Source organism: Streptomyces shaanxiensis (assembly GCF_039537145.1).
GTDB lineage: Bacteria > Actinomycetota > Actinomycetes > Streptomycetales > Streptomycetaceae > Streptomyces > Streptomyces shaanxiensis.
Genome location: NZ_BAAAZY010000001.1, coordinates 298,384 through 319,284, shown reverse-complemented (window position 1 = coordinate 319,284; position 20,901 = coordinate 298,384). Strand labels below are relative to the sequence as shown.

Annotated in this window: 16 protein-coding genes; 10 read left to right on the top strand and 6 right to left on the bottom strand. The window is 70.8% G+C overall.

Annotated elements, in window-relative coordinates; translation table 11 throughout:
• The first annotated feature begins 3 nt into the window (after positions 1 to 3).
• The 10 genes from pafA to ABD932_RS01405 all read left to right on the top strand — a co-directional run bounded on the left by pafA (position 4) and on the right by ABD932_RS01405 (position 10,165).
• A complete protein-coding gene (gene pafA / locus ABD932_RS01450; RefSeq protein WP_067429457.1) occupies positions 4 to 1,365 on the top strand; it encodes a Pup--protein ligase in 1,362 nt (453 codons plus the stop codon).
• A 129-nt stretch (positions 1,366 to 1,494) separates the two neighbouring features.
• Positions 1,495 to 2,496 carry an FKBP-type peptidyl-prolyl cis-trans isomerase gene (locus ABD932_RS01445; protein ID WP_345008208.1) on the top strand — a complete coding sequence of 334 codons (1,002 nt, stop codon included), beginning with the start codon at positions 1,495 to 1,497 and terminating at the stop codon, positions 2,494 to 2,496.
• Positions 2,497 to 2,560: 64 nt separating this feature from the next.
• Positions 2,561 to 2,932 (top strand): FKBP-type peptidyl-prolyl cis-trans isomerase, encoded by a 372-nt coding sequence (locus tag ABD932_RS01440; RefSeq protein ID WP_030053355.1) that lies wholly within the window; start codon positions 2,561 to 2,563, stop codon positions 2,930 to 2,932.
• 169 nt (positions 2,933 to 3,101) lie between these two features.
• The gene (locus tag ABD932_RS01435; protein WP_345008207.1) at positions 3,102 to 4,055 is read left to right on the top strand and encodes a helix-turn-helix transcriptional regulator; all 954 of its coding nucleotides are present in this window, start codon (positions 3,102 to 3,104) and stop codon (positions 4,053 to 4,055) included.
• 18 nt (positions 4,056 to 4,073) lie between these two features.
• Positions 4,074 to 5,102, top strand: coding sequence for a helix-turn-helix transcriptional regulator (locus tag ABD932_RS01430; RefSeq protein ID WP_345008206.1), 1,029 nt, complete (start codon positions 4,074 to 4,076; stop codon positions 5,100 to 5,102).
• A gap of 65 nt (positions 5,103 to 5,167) precedes the next feature.
• Complete coding sequence (locus tag ABD932_RS01425) at positions 5,168 to 5,428, top strand: hypothetical protein (RefSeq protein WP_345008205.1); 261 nt, start codon at positions 5,168 to 5,170, stop codon at positions 5,426 to 5,428.
• A gap of 20 nt (positions 5,429 to 5,448) precedes the next feature.
• Positions 5,449 to 5,643: a hypothetical protein gene (locus ABD932_RS01420; RefSeq protein WP_031486675.1), complete on the top strand. Its 195-nt coding sequence runs from the start codon at positions 5,449 to 5,451 to the stop codon at positions 5,641 to 5,643.
• A gap of 260 nt (positions 5,644 to 5,903) precedes the next feature.
• Positions 5,904 to 6,200, top strand: a complete 297-nt coding sequence (tatA, locus tag ABD932_RS01415; protein ID WP_250085377.1) for a Sec-independent protein translocase subunit TatA — start codon at positions 5,904 to 5,906, stop codon at positions 6,198 to 6,200.
• 47 nt (positions 6,201 to 6,247) lie between these two features.
• Positions 6,248 to 7,198: a twin-arginine translocase subunit TatC gene (gene tatC / locus ABD932_RS01410; protein WP_345008204.1), complete on the top strand. Its 951-nt coding sequence runs from the start codon at positions 6,248 to 6,250 to the stop codon at positions 7,196 to 7,198.
• A 114-nt stretch (positions 7,199 to 7,312) separates the two neighbouring features.
• A complete protein-coding gene (locus tag ABD932_RS01405; protein ID WP_345008336.1) occupies positions 7,313 to 10,165 on the top strand; it encodes a DEAD/DEAH box helicase in 2,853 nt (950 codons plus the stop codon).
• Between the two features lie 82 nt (positions 10,166 to 10,247).
• On the opposite strand, the gene helR is transcribed toward ABD932_RS01405, so the two are convergent.
• From helR to ABD932_RS01375, 6 genes are all read right to left on the bottom strand, one after another.
• Positions 10,248 to 12,440 (bottom strand): RNA polymerase recycling motor ATPase HelR, encoded by a 2,193-nt coding sequence (gene helR / locus ABD932_RS01400; RefSeq protein ID WP_345008203.1) that lies wholly within the window; start codon positions 12,438 to 12,440, stop codon positions 10,248 to 10,250.
• Positions 12,441 to 12,547: 107 nt separating this feature from the next.
• Complete coding sequence (locus ABD932_RS01395) at positions 12,548 to 13,786, bottom strand: glycosyltransferase (protein ID WP_345008202.1); 1,239 nt, start codon at positions 13,784 to 13,786, stop codon at positions 12,548 to 12,550.
• Positions 13,787 to 13,938: 152 nt separating this feature from the next.
• Positions 13,939 to 15,600, bottom strand: coding sequence for an allophanate hydrolase (gene atzF, locus ABD932_RS01390; RefSeq protein WP_345008200.1), 1,662 nt, complete (start codon positions 15,598 to 15,600; stop codon positions 13,939 to 13,941).
• An 18-nt stretch (positions 15,601 to 15,618) separates the two neighbouring features.
• Positions 15,619 to 19,131 (bottom strand): 5-oxoprolinase/urea amidolyase family protein, encoded by a 3,513-nt coding sequence (locus ABD932_RS01385; protein WP_345008199.1) that lies wholly within the window; start codon positions 19,129 to 19,131, stop codon positions 15,619 to 15,621.
• Complete coding sequence (locus tag ABD932_RS01380; RefSeq protein ID WP_345008197.1) at positions 19,128 to 19,739, bottom strand: urea amidolyase associated protein UAAP2; 612 nt, start codon at positions 19,737 to 19,739, stop codon at positions 19,128 to 19,130. Before ABD932_RS01380 ends, ABD932_RS01385 begins: the two co-directional genes overlap by 4 nt.
• The gene (locus tag ABD932_RS01375; RefSeq protein ID WP_345008195.1) at positions 19,736 to 20,560 is read right to left on the bottom strand and encodes an urea amidolyase associated protein UAAP1; all 825 of its coding nucleotides are present in this window, start codon (positions 20,558 to 20,560) and stop codon (positions 19,736 to 19,738) included. Before ABD932_RS01375 ends, ABD932_RS01380 begins: the two co-directional genes overlap by 4 nt.
• Positions 20,561 to 20,901 lie beyond the last annotated feature (341 nt).

Here is a 20,901-nt window from a genome sequence, read left to right as displayed (position 1 = left end):
GTCATGGACCGCCGCATTTTCGGGCTGGAGAACGAGTACGGCGTCACGTGCACGTTCAGGGGACAGCGCCGCCTGTCGCCTGACGAGGTGGCGCGGTACCTCTTCCGCCGTGTCGTGTCATGGGGCCGCAGCAGCAATGTCTTTCTGCGAAACGGCGCCCGCCTGTATCTCGACGTGGGATCGCATCCGGAATACGCGACACCGGAATGTGACAACGTGACCGAACTGGTCACCCACGACAAAGCGGGCGAGCGCATTCTCGAAGGACTCCTGGTGGACGCCGAACGACGCCTGCACGAGGAAGGAATCGCGGGCGACGTCTACCTCTTCAAGAACAACACCGACTCGGCGGGTAACTCCTATGGTTGCCACGAGAACTATCTCGTCGCACGCCACGGGGAGTTCTCCCGGCTCGCGGACATTCTCATCCCGTTCCTTGTCACGCGTCAGCTGCTGTGCGGCGCGGGCAAGGTTCTGCAGACCCCGCGTGGTGCCGTGTACTGCGTCAGCCAGCGCGCGGAGCACATCTGGGAGGGCGTCTCCTCGGCGACGACCCGTTCCCGGCCGATCATCAACACGCGCGACGAGCCGCACGCGGACGCGGAGCGCTACCGGCGCCTGCACGTCATCGTGGGCGACTCGAACATGTCCGAGACGACCATGCTGCTCAAGGTCGGCGCGACCGACCTGGTGCTGCGCATGATCGAGGCGGGCACGGTGATGCGGGACCTGACCCTGGAGAACCCGATCCGGGCGATCCGCGAGGTCAGCCACGACATCACGGGTCGCCGCAAGGTGCGTCTGGCCAGTGGCCGGGAGGCCTCGGCGCTGGAGGTGCAGCGCGAGTACTACGAGAAGGCCGTGGACTTCTGCGAGCGCCGTGGCATCCGTACCGGCACGGTCGAGCAGGTCCTGGAGCTGTGGGGTCGCACGCTGGACGCGATCGAGGCCGAGGACCTGGACCGGATCGGCACCGAGATCGACTGGGTGATGAAGTACCAGCTCATCGAGCGGTACCGGGCCAAGCACAACATGACCATGTCGCATCCGCGGGTCGCGCAGATAGACCTCGCCTACCACGACATCCACCGCCGTCGCGGCCTGTACTACCTGCTGGAGAAGAAGGGTCAAGCCGCGCGTATCTGCAACGACTTGAAGATCTTCGAGGGCAAGTCGGTTCCGCCGCAGACCACTAGGGCCCGGCTGCGCGGCGACTTCATCCGCAGGGCCCAGGAACAGCGCCGGGACTTCACTGTCGACTGGGTGCACCTCAAGCTGAACGACCAGGCTCAGCGCACGGTGTTGTGCAAGGACCCGTTCCGTTCGGTGGACGACCGGGTGGAGAAACTGATCGCCGGAATGTGAGCGAGGCGATTCCGGCTGATCTTCCGGAACGCAACACGGGCGCCGTACGTTTCCCGTACGGCGCCCTTCTCACGCCGTAGAGTTGCGCGCACGCCATCCACAAGATCGACCGATTACGAGGCCCCCACCGTGCGCCGACGCTCACTTCTCATCGCCGTACCCGCAGGAATGGTCACTCTCGCCGCTTGCGGCGACGACAAGGACGACTCGAGCAAGGCGAACGAGAGCGCCTCTCCCTCGACCCCGGAGACGTCGGCGGCGCCGTCGCCGAAGATCGTGGACGGGCCGCTGCCGGCGATCACTGCGGGCACGAAGTTCGGGCAGAAGCCGACGGTCGCCAAGGGCAGCGGTGACCCGTCGAAGGACCTCGCGGTGAAGACGGTCATCGCGGGCGGCGGCAAGGTGGTGGCCGAGAACGACTACATCCAGGCCGACTACCTCGGCCAGATCTGGAGCACGGGCAAGGTCTTCGACAACTCCTACGATCCCAAGACGCCGCTGCTCATCCAGCTCTCCCAGGGCCGCATCATCGACGGCTGGCGGTACGCCCTGAGCGGCAAGAAGGCCGGCAGTCGTGTCGAGATGGCTGTGCCTCCGACCTGGGGTTACGGCAAGGACGGCGAACCGCGGGCCGGGATCAAGGGCACGGACACGCTGGTGTTCGTGGTCGACATCCTGGACACGTTCAACGCCAAGAGCTCCGCCAAGGGCGACGTGGTCGCGCAGGACAACGTGGACCTGCCCAAGGTCGGCACCAACACCGACGGCAAGGCGCCCTCCCTGGAGGTTCCCAAGACGGACCCGCCCAAGAAGCTGGTGGCGAGCTACGTCATCGAGGGCGACGGCGACGAGGTCGCGGCGGAGAACTCCGTCCTCGTGCAGTACAAGGGCGTGCAGTGGGACACCGGCAAGGAGTTCGACTCGACGTACGCCAACAAGCAGCTGGCGTCGTTCTCGCTGCAGCAGGTCGTCAAGGGCTGGTCGCAGGGGCTGACCGGCAAGAAGGTCGGCAGCCGCGTGCTGATCGTCATCCCGCCGGACCTGGGCTACGGCGACAACCCGCAGCCGGGCAGCGGTATCTCCAAGGGCGCCACGCTGGTCTTCACCGTGGACATCCTGGCGAAGATGTGACGTCGCCCGAGGTGATGAAAGACTGGGACCGTTGTCTTTCCACGACAAGCATGGAGCGTAAGACGTGAGCATCGACAAGCCCGAGATCGACTTCCCGGGCGGCGAGCCGCCGGCGGACCTCGAGATCAAGGACATCTGGGAGGGCGACGGCGCGGTTGCGCAGGCAGGTCAGACCGTCACCGTCCACTACGTGGGTGTCGCCTTCAGCACGGGTGAGGAGTTCGACGCCAGCTGGAACCGTGGTACGCCGTTCCGCTTCCCGCTGGGTGGCGGTCGCGTCATCAAGGGCTGGGACCAGGGCGTGCAGGGCATGAAGGTCGGCGGCCGCCGCCAGCTGACCATCCCGGCGCACCTCGCCTACGGCAACCAGAGCCCGACCCCGGCGATCAAGCCCGGTGAGACGCTGATCTTCGTGGTCGACCTGCTCGGCGTCTGATCGTCGTATCCGGTCGTCGTTTCCGGTCGCCGCGTCTGATCGGCGGACGACCGGACCCGACTACCTGGGGCCCATGCCTGTCCGGGCATGGGCCCTCGGCTTTTGCCACGCCACTTCGGGGCGGTACGGTCATCGGTCGTAAGCACCATAGGGAAGGCGAAGGGCGTCGATGGCCATTGCCAAGGCAGAGCGGCTCATGAACCTGGCGCTGTGTCTGCTGGGGACGCGGCGACCGCTGAGCAAACGCGAGCTGCGTGAGTCCATCGAGGCCTACCTGGAAGCGGGTTCCGACGACTCCTTCAACAGGATGTTCGAGCGGGACAAGGACGATCTGCGCGAGCTCGGCCTGGTCATCGAGACGGTCGAGAATCTCGACGGCGACGTCGGCTATCTCGCCCGCCGCGACAGCAACCGCCTGCCGGCCATCACGCTGGACGCCGAGGAGGCGGCTGCCCTGGGGCTGGCCGCCAAGGTGTGGCAGCAGGCCCGGCTGGCGGGTGCGGCCAGTGGTGCCCTGCAGAAGCTGCGCGCGGCGGGGCTGCCGGAGGATGTCGACCCGTACGAGGCGCACGGCGCCCTGGAGCCCCGTATCCCGGTGCACGAGGCCGCGTTCGAGCCGTTGATGCTGGCCTGCCGCGACCGTCGTCCGGTCGTCTTCGACTACCGCAAGGCCACCGCCGCCCGCCCCGAACCCCGGCATGTCGAGCCGTGGGCGCTGGAGTGCTGGCGCGGCCACTGGTATCTGGCGGGCTGGGACCGTGACCGGGGTGCCGAGCGGGTCTTCCGGCTGTCCCGGATCACCGGCAAGGTGCGCAGCCGCAGCGGCCGGTTCACCGCCGAGGTGCCCGATGTCGTCACCGTGCGGGAGACGGTCGCGAGCTGGGCGGGGGAGACCGCCGACCGCTCCGCGCTGATCCGGCTGCGCACGGACGCGGGGTACCCCTTGCGGGCGAGGGCCACCTCGGTCCGGGAACTCGGGGACGGCTGGGACGAGTTGGAGATTCCGTACGGCCACGGGCTGGATGCCTGGCTGGTGGAGTTCGGGCCGGACGTGGTGGTCCTGGAGCCGGCGGAGCTGCGGGCCGATGTGGTGGACCGGCTGCGTGCCGTGGCCAAGGGCTGAGGGGGAGCGGAGCACACAGTGGCAGGCAAACCGGTCAGGCCAGCGAGCGCCATCGACCAGACCCGGCGGATGCTCTCCCTCGTGACGTATCTGAGGGAGCGGCCCGGTGCGCGTCTGGAGGACGTCGCGCGTGCCTTCGGCATCTCCGAGGACGAGCTGGTCTCCGACCTCGATGTGCTGCCCATGTGCGGCACAAGTTTCCGTGGCGGCGACCTGCTCGACATCGACACCGACGGCGAGCGCATCTGGTGGCACAACCCGGCCGCCCTCGGGGCGGAGGCGGCCGAGCCGCTGCGGCTCGCGGCCGACGAGGCGACCGCGCTGCTGGTGGCCGCCCGCGCCGTGGCCACGCTGCCGGGGTTGCGTGAGGGCGACCGGCAGGCGCTGCTGCGGGCGACCGCCAAGGTGGAGACGGCGGCCGGGGAGGCGGCCGGCGCCAGCTCCCGGCTGTCGGTGACGTTCGAGTCCGAGGGCGGGGTCTTCGCGGACGTCGACCGTGCGATCTCCGAGCGGCGCCGGCTGTGGATCCGCTACTACTCGCCGGCCCGCGACGAGGTCACCGAGCGCGAGATCGACCCGATCCGGCTGGTCAGCGTCGGCCACACCTATGTCGAGGCCTGGTGCCGCCGCTCCGAGGCGCGCCGCACCTTCCGGCTCGACCGGGTCGCCGAGATCAAGATCCTGGACGAGCCGTCGGCGCCGCCCGAGGTCGAGCTGCGGGACCTGTCGGAGGGGCTGGTGCAGCCTGCCGCGGAGGACCCGGAGGTCGTGGTCGAGGTCGGGCCGGGCGGGCGGTGGGTCGCCGAGTACTACCCGCACGACAGTGCGGATGAGCTGCCCGACGGCGGGCTGCGTATCACCCTGCGCACCCCCGACCCGGCGTCGCTGCGGCGTCTGGCGCTTCGGCTCGGCCGCGACGGCCGTATCGTCTCGCCGCCCGAGCTGGCCGACAGCGCCCGGCAGGCCGCCCGCAAGGCGCTGGCGGCGTACGACGGGATCGAGGCGCAGGGTGCTCACGGGGCGCACCCGGGCCGCGACGGACAGTAGGTCAGGCAGTTCGACAGGCAGGAGCAAGGGCTTTGAGTGAGTCGGCGACGTCTGCAGTGCCGGGGATGACGGTGGCGTCCGCTTTCGCCGGGATGAGAAGCGTGGCTCCGGTGGTGTTCAAGGCGGGCTGCCCGGACTGCCGGGGCCGCTTCGAACTCGCCGCGAGCGCGCTGCGCCTCGCCATCGGCGCGACCAGCCGTACGACCTTCTACTCCTTCACCTGCCCCGAGTGCGGCGCGGCCGTCCGCAAGCCGGCCGGCGAGCGGATCGTCGAGCTGCTGACGGGCGGTGGGGTCAGCACCCTGCGGCTGCACTCCGCGCTGTAGGACGGTCTAGGCTCGCCTTCATGTTCTGGCCGATGTTCGCGGTAGCTGTGGGTTTTCTGGGTCTCGCCGTGCTCGGCGTGCTCGCCGTGCGGGTCTTCCTGGAGGCGCAGCGCCTCGGCAGGCAGGTCACGGAGTCGGCGCGACGCATCAGCAGGGCGGCCGAGGACCTGGAGCGGGCGACGGTGAGCGCGGCCCGGGCTGTGGACTCCCTGTAGGTCCCTCAAGTATTGGGTGTGAGTCCTGCGCCGCATGCGTTTTGGGCCACTTCGCCCTGTCAACGCGGTGGCCCGGGCAGGTACGCTGCTGGTCGCGGCTCGGAGAACGAGGCCCGGTCCGCGGACAGGGAGTACGCACGGGGATTGCCTCACGTTTACCCCTGAGCGTTACGATCGCTGACATCACGATCGTTCGGACACATGTCCGACCGGTCGGACAGCATCCCACCCCAGTCGCCTCGGTGAGAAGGTCAAGACTTATGTTCGGAAAGCTCGGAGCCCCCGAGATCATTCTCATCCTCGTCGTCATCATCCTGCTGTTCGGCGCGAAGAAGCTTCCGGACATGGCGCGCTCGCTCGGCAAGTCCGCCCGCATCCTGAAGAGCGAGGCGAAGGCGATGAAGGACGACGGCAAGTCCGCCGCCCCGGCCGACCCGCCGAACAACAACACCGGCGACGACCAGCAGCCCCCGGCTCAGCGCATCATCCAGTCCGCGCCCGGCGACGTGACCAGCTCGCGGCCGGTCAACGAGCCGACGGACACCACCAAGCGCTGACGCAGGGCCGGTGACCGCCGGCCCGCCGCACGAGATGGGAACGTGGGTTGCTGAAGTCTGCCCGCAAAGAGGAGAAGGATCCCGAGGGGCGGATGCCCCTCGCGGAACACCTTCGTGAGCTCCGCAACCGGCTTGCGAAAGCGCTGCTCGCGATCGTCGTCATCACGGTCGTCGCCGCCTTCTTCTATCAGGACATCATCAACTTCTTCACCAAGCCGGTCCTTGAATCGGTCGGCTGCCCGAAGTCGTTCGAGGAACTGGCCAAGACGGCGCGCGACGAGAACCCGTGTGCGCAGATCACGATCAACGGTCTGCTCGCGCCGTTCACGCTGGCCCTGAAGGTGTCCCTGATGGCCGGTGTCGTTTTTGCCGCACCGGTCTGGTTGTACCAGCTGTGGGCCTTCGTCGCCCCCGGCCTGCACAAGCACGAGCGGAAGTACGCCTACGCGTTCGTCGCCACGGGCTTCCCGCTCTTCCTCGCCGGCGCCTTCTTCGCCTACAAGGTGCTGCCCAAGACCGCCGACGTCCTGATCGAGTTCACGCCGTTCGGCGTCGACAACCTGCTGCCGCTGGACGACCTGCTCGACCTCGTCACGCGCATGGTGATCGTCTTCGGTCTCTCCTTCGAGCTGCCCCTGCTGCTGGTGATGCTCAACTTCACCGGTGCCATCACCGGCAAGCGCATGCTCGGCTGGTGGCGCGGCATGATCATGGGCATCACGGTGTTCGCGGCGATCGCGACGCCGAGCACCGACCCGCTGACGATGATGGCCCTTGCAGGACCCATCTGGATCCTGTACTTCGCAGCGGTCGTCGTCGCCCTGGTCAACGACCGTCGCAGGGCCCGCCGCGAGGCCATGGGCCCCGCCGACGACGAGGCCTCCGACCTGGACCTGACCCCCGACGACATCGGCGAGGTCGAGACCGTCTCCGCGGCCCGGGCGCTGCCCGAGCAGGCGAGCGGTGAGCGGGTCAACGGCTACGACGACGTGACCTGACCACGGCGATTGCCGAACTGTGCGGCCGGGGCGCCTACGGGGCGCACCCGGCCGCTTCCGTTGCGCGGCCGTGAGCTGCGCGGATCCCGGGTTTGCCGGGTGCGGATCCGGATAATGATCGTCCTGTTGTCAGTGGGGCCCGGTACGCTCGAAAGCACGATGACAGAGGACCTCTCTCCGGCTGAGCGGTACACGGCAGCGCGCAAGCGTGCTGCCGAGCAGGCCACCGCGCTCGCCTCCTTCCGCGAGATGTACGACTTCGGCCTCGACGCCTTCCAGATCGAGGCCTGCCAGGCGCTCGAAGCAGGGAAGGGCGTGCTGGTCGCCGCGCCCACCGGCTCCGGCAAGACGATCGTGGGCGAGTTCGCCGTCCACCTCGCCCTGATGCAGGGCAAGAAGTGCTTCTACACGACCCCCATCAAGGCGCTGTCCAACCAGAAGTACGCCGACCTGTGCCGCCGTTACGGCAACGGCATGGTCGGTCTGCTCACCGGCGACAACAGCGTCAACCCGGACGCCGCCGTGGTCGTGATGACCACCGAGGTGCTGCGGAACATGCTGTACGCCGGGTCGCAGACCCTCCTCGGCCTCGGCTATGTGGTCATGGACGAGGTGCACTACCTCTCCGACCGCTTCCGCGGCGCCGTATGGGAGGAAGTGATCATTCACCTTCCCGAGTCGGTCACCCTTGTCTCCCTGTCGGCGACCGTGTCGAACGCCGAGGAGTTCGGCGACTGGCTCGACACCGTCCGTGGCGACACCGAGGTGATCGTCTCCGAGCACCGGCCCGTGCCGCTGTTCCAGCACGTGCTCGCCGGGCGCCGGATGTACGACCTGTTCGAGGAGGGCGAGGGCCACAAGAAGGCCGTCAACCCCGACCTCACACGGCTGGCCCGCATGGAGGCGACCCGGCCGTCGTACCAGGACCGCAGACGCGGGCGCGCCATGCGCGAGGCCGACCGGGAGCGGGAGCGCAGACAGCGCTCCCGGGTGTGGACGCCGGGTCGCCCCGAAGTCATCGAACGGCTCGACGCCGAGGGACTGCTGCCCGCCATCACCTTCATCTTCAGCCGGGCCGCCTGCGAGGCCGCCGTCCAGCAGTGCCTGTACGCGGGCCTGCGGCTGAACGACGACGAGGCTCGGGAAAAGGTCCGTGCCCTCGTCGAGGAGCGCACCGCCTCCATCCCCACCGAGGATCTCCATGTCCTCGGCTACTACGAGTGGCTGGAGGGCCTCGAGCGCGGTATAGCCGCCCACCACGCGGGCATGCTGCCGACCTTCAAGGAGGTCGTCGAGGAGCTGTTCGTACGGGGCCTGGTGAAGGCCGTGTTCGCCACCGAGACACTCGCGCTGGGCATCAACATGCCCGCCCGGTCGGTGGTGTTGGAGAAGCTCGTCAAGTGGAACGGCGAGCAGCACGCCGACATCACCCCGGGTGAGTACACGCAGCTGACCGGTCGGGCGGGGCGGCGCGGTATCGACGTCGAGGGGCACGCCGTCGTGCTGTGGCAGCGCGGCACGAGCCCCGAGCACCTCGCGGGACTGGCCGGTACGCGCACGTACCCGCTGCGGTCCAGCTTCAAGCCGTCGTACAACATGGCGGTCAACCTCGTCGAGCAGTTCGGCCGGCACCGCTCGCGCGAGTTGCTGGAGACGTCCTTCGCGCAGTTCCAGGCCGACAAGTCGGTCGTCGGGATCTCGCGGCAGGTGCAGCGCAACGAGGAGGGACTCGAAGGCTACAAGGAGTCCATGACCTGCCATCTCGGGGACTTCGAGGAGTACGCGCGACTGCGCCGCGAACTCAAGGACCGCGAGAACGAGTTGGCCCGGCAGGGGGCGGCCGAGCGGCGCGCGGAGGCCGCGGTCGCGCTGGAGCGGCTCAAGCCCGGTGACGTCATCCATGTGCCGACGGGCAAGTACGCCGGGCTCGCACTGGTGCTGGATCCCGGGCTGCCCGCCGGGCGCTCGAACGGGCATCGCGGTTTCGAGCACCACGACGGGCCGCGGCCGCTGGTCCTGACCGCCGAGCGGCAGGTCAAGCGGCTGGCGTCCATGGACTTCCCGGTGCCCGTCGAGGCGCTGGAGCGGATGCGGATCCCGAAGTCCTTCAACCCGCGCTCCCCGCAGTCCCGTCGGGACCTCGCGTCCGCGCTGCGCACCAAGGCCGGGCACATCGCACCGGAGCGGCACCGCAAGCGGCGGTCCCAGGCGGCGGACGACCGGGAGATCGAGCGGCTGCGCAAGGCGCTCCGGGCGCACCCCTGCCACGGCTGCAACGACCGTGAGGACCACGCCCGGTGGGCCGAGCGCTACCACCGGCTGCTGCGGGACACCTCGCAGCTGGAGCGTCGTATCGAAGGCCGTACGAACACGATTGCCCGTACGTTCGACCGGATCGTGGCGTTGCTGACCGAGCTGGACTATCTGCGCGGCGACGAGGTCACCGAGCACGGCAAGCGGCTCGCCCGGCTGTACGGCGAACTCGACCTGCTGGCCAGCGAGTGCCTGCGCGAGCACGTGTGGGAGGGGCTCGGGCCGGCCGAACTGGCCGCGTGCGTCTCGGCGTTGGTGTACGAGGCGCGGGTCGGGGACGACGCGATGGCGCCGAAGCTGCCGTCGGGCAAGGCCAAGGCCGCGCTCGGTGAGATGGTCCGGATCTGGGGGCGGCTGGATGCCTTGGAGGAGGATTTCCGGATCACCCAGAGCGAGGGTGTGGGCCAGCGCGAGCCCGACCTCGGCTTTGCCTGGGCTGCCTATATGTGGGCCAGTGGCAAGGGGCTGGACGAGGTGCTTCGGGAGGCTGAGATGCCGGCCGGGGACTTCGTGCGGTGGTGCAAGCAGGTGATCGATGTGCTGGGTCAGATTTCGGCGGCGTCTCCTGTGGAGGGGTCGACTGTGGCGAAGAACGCGCGGAAGGCTGTGGACGGGTTGCTGCGAGGGGTTGTCGCCTACTCGTCGGTGGGGTGACGGATTTTCGGGCGGGTGCGGGGTTCCTTGCGGCTGGTCGCGCAGTTCCCCGCGCCCCTCAGGGCGTTCCCACCCCCGTCGATCAAGAAGTACTGGTGAGAATCACCAGTTGCTGAGTTGCGCGCGTCATTGCCACATAGCGGTCCACCGCGCCCGAGATGCCTTCGCCGAACTCCTCCGGGTCGATGAGCACCACCAGGTCGAACTCCAATCCCTTCGACAACTCCGGCGTCAGTGACTGGACGCGGTCCGTCGGGCGGAACGTCGGGGCGCCGATGACGCAGGCGGTCCCTTCGATGTGTGCGGCGAGCCAGTTGGCCAGGACCGAGTCGAGGTCCGAGACCGATCCGTACGCGACCGGGACGCCGCTGCTGCGGATGGACGTCGGCACGTTGGCGTCGGGGAGCGCGGCGCGGATGACCGGCTCGGCCTCCGTCATGATCTCTTCCGGTGTGCGGTAGTTGATGGTCAGCGAGGCCATGTCGATCCGGTTGAGGCCGACTCGCTCCAGGCGTTCCTCCCAGGACTCCGTGAAGCCGTGCCTGGCCTGGGCGCGGTCTCCGACGATGGTGAAGCTGCGGGAGGGGCAGCGCAGCAGGAGCATCTGCCATTCGGCGTCGGTGAGTTCCTGGGCCTCGTCCACGACGATGTGCGCGAACGGGCCGGCGAGCAGGTCGGGGTCGATGGTGGACAGCTCGGACTCGTCGACCAGGCTGACCTGGGCGTCCTGGCCGCGCAGCATGGTGACCAGGCCCTCGCCGTCGTCACCGTCGGCGCCCGAGTTGGACACGGCCTCGATCAGGTTGTCGACGACCTGCGTCATGCGCTCACGCTGGGCGGCGAGGACCGCCTTGTGCCGGCGCTTCTGCCGGGCCGTCTCCGGGTCGCCCAGCCGCTGTCGTGCCGCGTCCAGGAGCGGCAGGTCGGACACCGTCCAGGCTTGCGGGTCCGTGCGCTGGAGCTTGTGCACCTCGTCGCGGTCGAGCCAGGGCGCGCACATGCGCAGGTACGCCGGCACCGACCACAGGTCGCCGACCAGGTCCGACGCTTCGAGCAGCGGCCAGGCACGGTTGAAGGCCGTCAGCAGCTCCCTGTTCTGCGACAGGGACCTGCGGAGCAGGTGGGCCGGGACGTCGCCGTCCTGCGCCGAGGCCTCGTCGTCGTGCTTGTCGACCAGGATCGTGAGCAGTTCCTCCCAGACCTGGTCGCGCGCCTCGTTGTGCGGCGTACCGGGTTCCGCCGCCTCGAACGCCGCGGTCCAGTCGTGGGCGCTCAGCCAGATGTCGGACCAGTGGGTGGTGACCGTCATGCCCTTGGCGGGCGGCTCCTCGTAGAACCGGACGGCCTTCTCGATCGCGTTCACCAGCTCCGCGGAGGACTTCAGCCGGGCCACCTCCGGGTCGGCCTCGACCCCCGCCGCGGCCCCCTCGGTGACGAGGTCGCGCAGGATGCAGGTCTGCACGCCCTCCTCCCCGAGGCTGGGCAGGACATCGGCGACGTAGGCCAGGTAGGGCCGGTGCGGGCCGACGAACAGGACGCCGCCCCGACGGTGACCGAGGCGCGGGTCGGAGTGCAGCAGGTAGGCGGAGCGGTGCAGGGCGACGACCGTCTTCCCCGTGCCCGGCCCGCCGTCGACGACGAGTGCGCCGCGGGAGCTCGCGCGGATGATGGCGTCTTGGTCGGCCTGGATGGTGCCGAGCACGTCGCGCATCCGGGGCGAGCGGTTGCTGCCCAGGCTCGCGATGAAGGCGGACTGGTCGTCGAGTGCGGCGTGCCGTTCGAGGCCGTCCGGGGTGAACACCTCGTCCCAGTAGTCGCTGATCCGGCCGCGGGTCCAGCGGTACCTGCGGCGGCTCGCCAACCCCATCGGACGGGCGTGGGTGGCGCCGAAGAACGGCTCGGCCGCGGGTGAGCGCCAGTCGACCAGCAGCCGGCGGCCGGCGCTGTCGGTGAGGCCGAGGCGGCCGATGTACACGGGCTCGGCGTCGCCCGCGCTCACCATGTGCCCGAGGCACAGGTCCAGGCCGAAGCGGCGCAGGGTGCGCAGGCGGGCGGTCAGCCGGTGGATCTCCGCGTCCCGGTCCATGGCCTGCCGGCCCAGCCCGCCGGGTGCCCTGCGCGCCGCGTCGAGCTGGTCGGACACCTCGGCGATCGACTGCTCCAGGCACTGCGCGAGAGCCGTGAAGTACCGCTCGTCGTCGGCGATCAGTGTGGGGTCGGCCTTGGCGGAGAGACGGTCGGGAAGGTCGAACGCGCTGGTGGTCAGGGGGGTCACTGCGATGGGCTCCGATCTGGGGTCGCTTACGACCGTTGTGTGCGGCAAGGCGCGTGGAGAGCGGTGTGGGCGGTGTTCCGGGTCCTGGCTCGGCGTTCCCGCGCGGTTCACGCGGACGCGGGCTGCCTGTCCCGGCTGATCTCGTCGAGGAGGAGCTGCGCGGCGACAGCCGCCCCGTCGGTGCGCATCGAGGCGGCGACGGCGCTTGCCCGGGTGCGGGTCTCGGGAGCCAGGGCCACGCTCAGCGCGGCCGACAGGGACTCGAAGGTCGGGGTCGGGCCGTCGTGTGCCGCGCCGATGCCGAGGTCGGCGACCCGCCCGGCCCAGTACGGCTGGTCCACCAGCTGAGGTACCACCACCTGGGGCGCGCCGGCCACGGCGGCTGCGGTCGTGGTGCCCGCGCCGCCGTGGTGCACCACGGCCGCCACCCGGCGGAACAGCGCCTGATGGTTGACGTCGCCGACGACGAAGCAGTCGTCCCGGTCGTCGACCAGGGCCAGGTCGGCCCAGCCTCGCCCGACGAGTACGCGGCGGCCCTGTGCGCGTACCGCCTCGACGGCCACCTGCGCGACATCCCGCGACTCGCGCATGGGCATGCTGCCGAAGCCCACGTACACCGGGGGTGCGCCGGCCTCCAGGAACCCCAGGAGTTCGGCGGGCAGCGGGCGTTCGTCCGGCAGGATCCACGCTCCGGTCTGTACGACATCGAGGTCCGCCGGCTCCGGCCACGGGCCCAGGACCGGATCCGCCGCCAGCCATGGCCGGTCGGTGAAGACGTGGCTGCGGACGTCGTCGATCGGCGGCCGGCCGATCGACACCCGCAGGGCGTTGACCCCTGGGCCGTACAGCCTGTTGAAGCTCTGGGCGTTCCAGTCCCACCGTTCCCGCCGGTCGGTCATGTCCGGCGGGAACGGTCCGCCCAGCGGGTGCGGTTCGTGGTGCGGTGACGGCAGCATGGTCGGGAAGTAGGTCACGTACCTGAAGGGGATGCCCAGCTGCTCGGCCACCGCCTGCGCGCCGGCCACGGCCGGGACCAGGCCGGTCGCCACCACCGCGTCGCATCCCTCGGCCGCCGAGGAGACCGCCTCGTACTGCGCGGCGACCAACGCGGCCGCGCGCTGGGGCAGGCCCTCCGGTACGGCCGGCGTCGACCTCGTCACGAGCGTCCGTACCGGCTCGGCGGCCGGCACCAGCTCCACCCCGACACCGGCCAGCAGTTTCGCGAACTCCTCGTCCGGCGGCGCGCACACCCGCGCCTGAACGCCGAGTTCCCGCAGCCGCACCGCCAGTGCCGCCATCGGTTGGACATCCCCGCGCGACCCGTACGTCGACAACAACACACGCACTGTGTGAATCCCCCATTTCCGCAGCCTCTGGCCTTAGGTCGATGATTCTGCGGGAGGAGGGGGGCCTTGCCGCAAGCCCCCCAGTGCGCTATAAGTTGAGAGTGGCAAGGAGTGCATGACCTCCTTGCCTTTGCTGTTTCCGGTACCCGAGGTCAGGAGCGGCCGCCCCCGAGGTACGCCCGCCAGCCCCCGTACGACGTGATGTCCTCGGCGTCCGTGAGCGCCCCCGGCTCGCACAGGAACCCGGGAACATGGCTGCCGTCCTCCAGCCGCACGCGCCCCAGGGCCATCGGCCGGGGCAGCTCCGCGAGGAGCCGGCCGAGCCCCTCCGCCGGGAGCCGCCACACCTCGGCCTCGATCGCGGCACCGCCCTCGCCCACGTGGACCAGGCCCGGCTTGGGCGGGGTCGTGGACAGGGCGTGCAGGCGATAGACGGGCGCCGTGGCGGTCGTGCGGTCGAACCGGGCGCCCAGGGCGAGGAGCTGGGGGTTCAGGGGCTGGTCGGAGAGATGGGCGCCGACCACGGCGAGGCTCACGTCCGGGCGGAGCAGATCCGCGATCCGAGCGAGCCGCTCGTCCCTGAACGCCGGGCCGATCAGCATCACGCCGAAGGGCAGGCCGTTCACCTCACCGGCCGGGACGGCGACCGCGGCCAGGTCGAAGAGGTTCGTGGAGTTGGTGAAGCGGCCCAGGCGGGCGTTGGCGCCCAGCGGGTCGGCGGCCACCTCGGCGAGGGTGGGGTGGCCGGGCGTGGTCGGGAGCAACAGGGCGTCGGCGTCGGCGAGTTCGGCCTCGGCGCGGGCGCGCAGGACGGCCAGTCGGTCCTGGTCGGCGAAGAGCCGGTGGGCAGGGATGTCGCGGGCGCGGGTGACGATGCCGGCGACGGTGGGGTCGAGGGTGTCGTCCCCCGCTGCCAGCGCCTTGTCGACAAAGCTCCCCACGGCCGTGTAGCGCTCGGCGACGAAGGCCCCCTCGTACAGCATGGCGGCGGCTTCGGTGAAGGGCGCGAGGTCGAGGGTGCGGATGTCGGCGCCGGTTGCGGCAAGCTGCCGTACCGCGGCCTCGTAGGCCTCGGCCCAGCCCTGGTCCAGCTCACCGAGCTGCTCCACGGGCGGGACCGCGATGCGCCATGGCCCCGGTGTGCGCTGGGGGAGCGGGGGCAGGGCGCGGCCGGGCGGGGACGCCATGAACGACAGGGCCTGCTCGGCCTCCGGCAGCGTCCGCGCGAACACCGTCACGCAGTCGATCGACGCACAGGCCGGGACGACGCCCTCCGTCGGGACCAGACCCCGGGTCGGCTTGAGGCCGACGATGCCGTTGAAGGCGGCCGGGACCCGGCCCGAGCCCGCCGTGTCCGTGCCGAGCGCGAAGTCGACGATGCCGAGCGCCACGGCGACGGCCGAGCCGGCGCTGGAGCCGCCGCTGATCCTGGCCGGGTCATGGGCGCCCCGCACCGCGCCGTAGGGGGAGCGGGTGCCGACCAGGCCCGTCGCGAACTGGTCGAGGTTCGTCGTGCCGAGGACGAGCGCGCCCGCGGCACGCAGGCGGGCGACCACGGGGGCGTCGGCCTCGGGATCGTAGGCGTACGAAGGGCAGCCCGCGGTGGTGGGCAGGCCCTGGACGTCGATGTTGCCCTTGACGGCGAACAGGCGGCCCGCCAGCGGGAGTTGTTCCCCCGCGGCCACGCGGTCGTCGATGATCCGGGCCTCGCCCTCGACAGCGGCCCGCGGGCGCAGATCGATCCAGATCTCGGGGCGGTCCACGGTTTCGATCCGGGCGTAGGCGGCGCGGACACGGGACAGTGCGCTCGACATTCTCGTTCTCCTCGCGATTCAGGTCGCGGCGGGCGCGAGGACGACCAGTGCCGTCCCCGCCTCCACCTGGTCTCCGGGCCTGGCCAGGACCTCCACGACCACGCCGGCCATCGGCGCGTGCACCCTGGACTCCATCTTCATCGCCTCCAGGGCGAGCAGCGGCTGCCCGGCCGTCACCACGTCACCCGGCCGGACGTTCAGCTGCCAGACGGACGCGGTGAACTCGGCCTCGACGAGACGCCCGCCCGGCGGGACGGTCACCTCGACCGCGGGCGCGGCCGGCGCCGCCGTCTCGTCCACCCGCGCGAACTCGCCGGCCGCCTCCCACGCATCCCGCTCCGCCGCGAAGGCGGCCCGCTGCCGGCCCCTGAACTGCGCGATCGACCCGGCGTTCTCCGCCAGGAAGGCCCGGTACCCGGCGAGCGAGAAGGTGCCCTCCTCGATGCGCGGCACGAACCGCCCGGACGTGATGTCCGCCCGCAGCTCCAGCAGCTCCTCGGCATCCACCGGGTACCACCTGATCCGGTCGAAGAACCGCAGCAGCCAGGGCGACCCCGGCTCGAACGCCCCGCGCTGCTGCCAAGGCGACCACACCTGGGTCGTACGGCCCACGAACTGGTAGCCGCCGGGTCCCTCCATGCCGTAGACGCACAGATAGGCGCCGCCGATGCCGACCGAGTTCTCCGCCGTCCAGGTACGCGCCGGGTTGTACTTGGTGGTCACCAGACGGTGCCGCGGGTCCAGCGGGGTCGCCACCGGAGCGCCCAGGTACACATCGCCCAGCCCCAGGACCAGGTACTCCGCGTCGAAGACCGTGCGGTACACGTCCTCGACCGACTCCAGGCCGTTGACGCGGCGGATGAACTCGATGTTCCACGGGCACCAGGGCGCGTCGTCGCGTACGCCCGCCATGTAGCGGGCGATGGCCTCGCGGGTGGCCGGGTCGTCCCAGGAGAGGGGGAGGTGGACGGTGCGGGAGGGGACGACGAGCTCGTCGGTGGGCGGGAGGGACGCGACCATCTCCCGTACCTCGGCGAGGAGTTCGTGCTGCGGCAGCCGGTTCGGGTCCGTCTGGATCTGCAGGGAGCGGATGCCCGGGGTCAGGTCGGTGATGCCGTCCCGGTGGGCCTCGGCGACCGTCTCCATCAGCGCGTGGACCCGCATGCGCAGGGCCAGGTCCAGCTGCATCGGCCCGAACTCGACCAGCAGGTTGTCGTCGCCGCTGCGGCGGTACGTCACATCCCCGTCCCGGGCCAGTACGCCGCCGTCGACGATCACGGGTCGTTCCCGGCCCGCCACGTCCACCGGCACGAACCGCGCCGTGTCGCCCGGGCGCAGCTGTCCCAGCTTCCAGCGCTCACCGCTGATCACCGTCGCCGGGCACACGAACCCGCCCAGCGACGGCCCGTCCGGGCCCAGCAGCACCGGCATGTCGCCGGTGTAGTCCACGGCGCCGACGGAGTACGGCGTGTCGTGGATGTTGGACGGGTGCAGGCCCGCCTCACCGCCGTCGGCGCGCGCCCAGCGCGGCCTCGGGCCGACGAGCCGTATGCCGGTGCGCGCCGAGTTGAAGTGGACCTTCCAGTCGGCGGCGTAGAAGTCACGGATGTCGTCCTCGGTGAAGAACTCCGGCGCGGCGTGCGGACCTTCGACGGCCGCGATGTGCCATACGGCCCCGAAGGACGGGCGGTCCGGCACGGGAACCGGCGTTCCGGCCACGACCGTCCCGCCGTGAAGCACGTCACCCGTGCGCAGCGCACGCCCGCCGTGCCCGCCGAACCGGCCGAGCGTGAAGGTGCTCGCGCTGCCCAGGAAGGCGGGGACGTCGAGGCCGCCCGCGAGGAGGACGTACGTCCGCAGGCCGTGCTCGGTGGGCGCGCCGACCTCCAGTACGGCCCCCGCCGGCACCGTCACCGGCTCCCACTGCGGCACCGGCGTGCCGTCGACGGTCACCGGGGCCGGGGCGCCGGTCACACACACCGTGGTGGCGTGCGTGAACCTCAACGCCGGTCCCTGGAGCGTGCATTCGAGCCCCGCGGCGCCCTCGTGGTTGCCGAGCGCCCGGTTGCCGAGCCGGAAGGACAGGTCGTCCATCGGGCCGCAGGGCGGTACGCCGACCTGCCAGTAGCCGGTGCGGCCCGGCCAGTCCTGCACGGTGGTGAGGGTGCCGCCGGAGACGACCTCGATGCGGGGCGTCGGGTCGGTGACGGCCGCGAGGGTCGCCGTCGAGTGGGCGGCCTCGCGGAAGCGGCGGTCGGCGAGGGCCGCCCGCACCAGGCCGAGGTTGGTCTCGATGCCGTCGACGCGGGTGCGGGCGAGGGCCTCGTCCAGCCGCTTCAGCGCGTGGGCTCGGTCGGGGCCGTACGCGATGATCTTCGCGAGCATCGGGTCGTACGACGTCGTCACCTCGGTGCCCGTCTCGACCCAGCCGTCGACCCGCACCCCGCTCGGGAACTCCACCCTGGTCAACAGGCCCGCGCTGGGCCGGTGTTCGCGCGAGGGGTCCTCGGCATAGAGACGGGCCTCGACGGCGTGGCCGCGCGGGGTCCCCGGTTCGCGGACCACGTCGCGCTCGCCGCGCGCCAGGCGCAGCATCCAGGCGACCAGGTCGACGCCGTAGATCTCCTCGGTGACCGGGTGCTCGACCTGGAGGCGGGTGTTGACCTCCAGGAAGTACGCCTCCTCGCGGGCGGCGTCGTACACGAACTCGACGGTTCCGGCGGAGCGGTAGCCGACGGAGGCGCACAAGTCACGGGCGGAGGTGGTCAGTTGCTCGCGGATGTGCGGGGGGAGCCCTGGTGCCGGGGCCTCCTCCACCACCTTCTGGTTGCGCCGTTGCAGCGTGCAGTCCCGGTCGCCGAAGGCGACCACCTCGCCGTCGCCGTCGCCGAAGACCTGCACCTCGACATGGCGGGCGTGCTCGACGAGCCGCTCCAGGAAGACGCCGGCGGAGGAGAAGGAGGCGGCGGCGACACGCTGCACGCGCTCCCAGGCCTCGGTCAGTTCGTCGGCGGACCGACATGCCGACATGCCGATACCGCCCCCGCCGCCGGTCGCCTTGAGCATGACGGGGTAGCCGATGACCTGCGCCTCTTCGAGCGCCTCGGCGAGTGACCCCAGCAGCCCCGTGCCCGGAGCCAGTGGCACGCCCGCCGCCTGCGCCGCCGCCCGTGCCGTGTGCTTGGCGCCGAACAGGTCCAGCTGCTCGGGTGTCGGGCCCACGAACACGATCCCGGCGTCCTCGCAGCGCCGCGCGAACGCCGCGTCCTCGGACAGGAAGCCGTAGCCGGGGTGGATCGCCCCGGCCCCGCTGTCCTTGGCCGCCTTCAGCACCAGGTCGGCGTCGAGATACGACTCCTTGGCGGGCGCCGGGCCGAGCCGTACGGCCTTGTCGGCGAGCCGGACGTGGGGCGCCGAGCGGTCCGGGTCGGAGTACACCGCGACCGTGCGCAGGCCCACTTCGCGGGCCGTGCGGATGATGCGGACGGCTATCTCGCCCCGGTTGGCGACGAGCAGCGTGTCGAAGCTCATCCAGCGGCCCCGATCGTCATCTCCACCGCGGTCGGCTCGAAGCCGTTGCAGGGGTTGTTGATCTGGGGGCAGTTGGAGACGAGGACGAGGACGTCGCGCTCGGCGCGCAGGGTCAGGGAGAGCCCCGGTGCCGAGATGCCGTCGACGATGCCGAGGGTGCCGTCCTTCTCGACCGGCACGTTCATGTACCAGTTGATGTTGGAGACCAGATCGCGCTTGCCGAGGCCGTACTTGGCGCCCTCGGCGAGGAAGTTGTCCACGCAGGCGTGCTGGGACCAGGTGTGATGGCCGTACCGGAGCGTGTTCGACTCCTTGGAGCAGGCGCCGCCGACCGTGTCGTGCCGGCCGACCTCGTCGGCGACGACCGTCATCAGCGGGGTGTGCTCGTTCGACATCAGCACGCTGCCCGTGGTCAGGAAGATGCCGCCCTGTGCGTGGATGGTGTCGGGCGCGCTGTAGCGGACCGACGTGTCCTGGGCGTCGTACACAAGGAAGTCGACGGCCTGGTTGCCGTGCAGGTCGGTGATGGTCAGCGTCTCGCCCTCGCGGACCACGGACGACCACGCGGAGCGGGCGGGAACGACGGTCGTGCTCGTGTTCGTGCTCATGCGAGCCCCCTCGCGGCAAGGAATTCGGCGGTGTTGAGGAAGGCGCGGCGGCCTTCGGGGGTGGCGTCCCAGAGCGGGTCGCCGGGGGCGGTCGGCGCCGCGCGCCAGGCCAGCACCTCCAGCGGGGTGCTGACGTACTCGGGGCGCGGGTCGGCCGGATGCGGCACGTTGGCGATCAGCACGGTCACGTCCTGCTCGGCTCGCAGGGTCACGCCGGCGCCGGGACCGGCAGAACCCGTGAAGTCGAGGGTGCCGTCCTCGCGGACCTGGACGCCCTGGAAGAAGGACAGTGACGGGGGCAGGTCCCGGGGCTCCAGGCCGTTCTTCGCGGCCGCGAGCTTGAACAGTTCACGGCCCGCGGGGGAGGGGGACTGCGGGGTGCCGGCGCCGTAGCGCTCGGTGTTGCGGACGAGGGTGGACGTCCCGCACAGGGCGTCGTGGCGTCCGGAGGTGTCGGCGACGACGCTGGCGAGCACACGGCCCTGGTCGGACAGCAGCAGGCGGCTCTCGCCCAGGTAGGCGTTCCACTGCACCTTCACCGTGTCGGCGACGTTCAGCCGCTCCCAGGGGCGGTCGGCCACGTACAGCAGCAGGTGCGCGCAGGCGTCGCCGCGCAGGTCGGTCAGCCGCAGCTCCGTGCCGCGGGCCAGCACCCGGTGCGTGTAGTTGCCGCCCGCCACCGTCTCGGCCCACACCAGATGCCCCGCCTCACAGGGCGGCACCGGCCACTCCCGCGCCGGCACGACGGGCATCGCCTCGGCCCGGGTGCCCTCCTGGGCGCGGGCGTGGTCACGGGCTCCGTAAGTGGTCTCTGTCGCCATGCGCGGGACCTCCGGTTCGGGTGTCGGCCTGCGGGCTTTTCTGTCGCCCGACAGAAATTAGGGGTGGGGCGGGTCGGCGGGATTGCGGGGGTGTTGCCGGGTGGTTACCGAGGGCTCGTGGGGGGAGGGGGTGCGGGGGTCGGAACTCTTGCGGCCCGTGCCGCCTGCCAGGCCTGAACACTCGCGGGCCGCGCCGCTTCCCAGCCCTGGTCTCTCGCGAGTCGCGCCGCTTCCCAGTCCTGGTCTCTCGTGAGTCGCGCCGCTTCCCAGTCCTGGTCTCTCGTGAGTCGCGCCGATCTCCAGGCCTGAACTCCCCTGTGCGCCGCCGCTCCCCAGGCCCC

Bases quoted from the DNA above. Each gene is read 5' to 3' on its own strand.
- pafA (WP_067429457.1), top strand. From the start codon at position 4: ATGGACCGCCGCATTTTCGGGCTGGAGAACGAGTACGGCGTCACGTGC.
- ABD932_RS01435 (WP_345008207.1), top strand. From the start codon at position 3,102: ATGGCCATTGCCAAGGCAGAGCGGCTCATGAACCTGGCGCTGTGTCTG.
- ABD932_RS01425 (WP_345008205.1), top strand. From the start codon at position 5,168: ATGACGGTGGCGTCCGCTTTCGCCGGGATGAGAAGCGTGGCTCCGGTG.
- ABD932_RS01420 (WP_031486675.1), top strand. From the start codon at position 5,449: ATGTTCTGGCCGATGTTCGCGGTAGCTGTGGGTTTTCTGGGTCTCGCC.
- tatA (WP_250085377.1), top strand. From the start codon at position 5,904: ATGTTCGGAAAGCTCGGAGCCCCCGAGATCATTCTCATCCTCGTCGTC.
- ABD932_RS01405 (WP_345008336.1), top strand. From the start codon at position 7,313: ATGATCGTCCTGTTGTCAGTGGGGCCCGGTACGCTCGAAAGCACGATG.
- atzF (WP_345008200.1), bottom strand. From the start codon at position 15,600: ATGTCGAGCGCACTGTCCCGTGTCCGCGCCGCCTACGCCCGGATCGAA.
- ABD932_RS01385 (WP_345008199.1), bottom strand. From the start codon at position 19,131: ATGAGCTTCGACACGCTGCTCGTCGCCAACCGGGGCGAGATAGCCGTC.
- ABD932_RS01380 (WP_345008197.1), bottom strand. From the start codon at position 19,739: ATGAGCACGAACACGAGCACGACCGTCGTTCCCGCCCGCTCCGCGTGG.
- ABD932_RS01375 (WP_345008195.1), bottom strand. From the start codon at position 20,560: ATGGCGACAGAGACCACTTACGGAGCCCGTGACCACGCCCGCGCCCAG.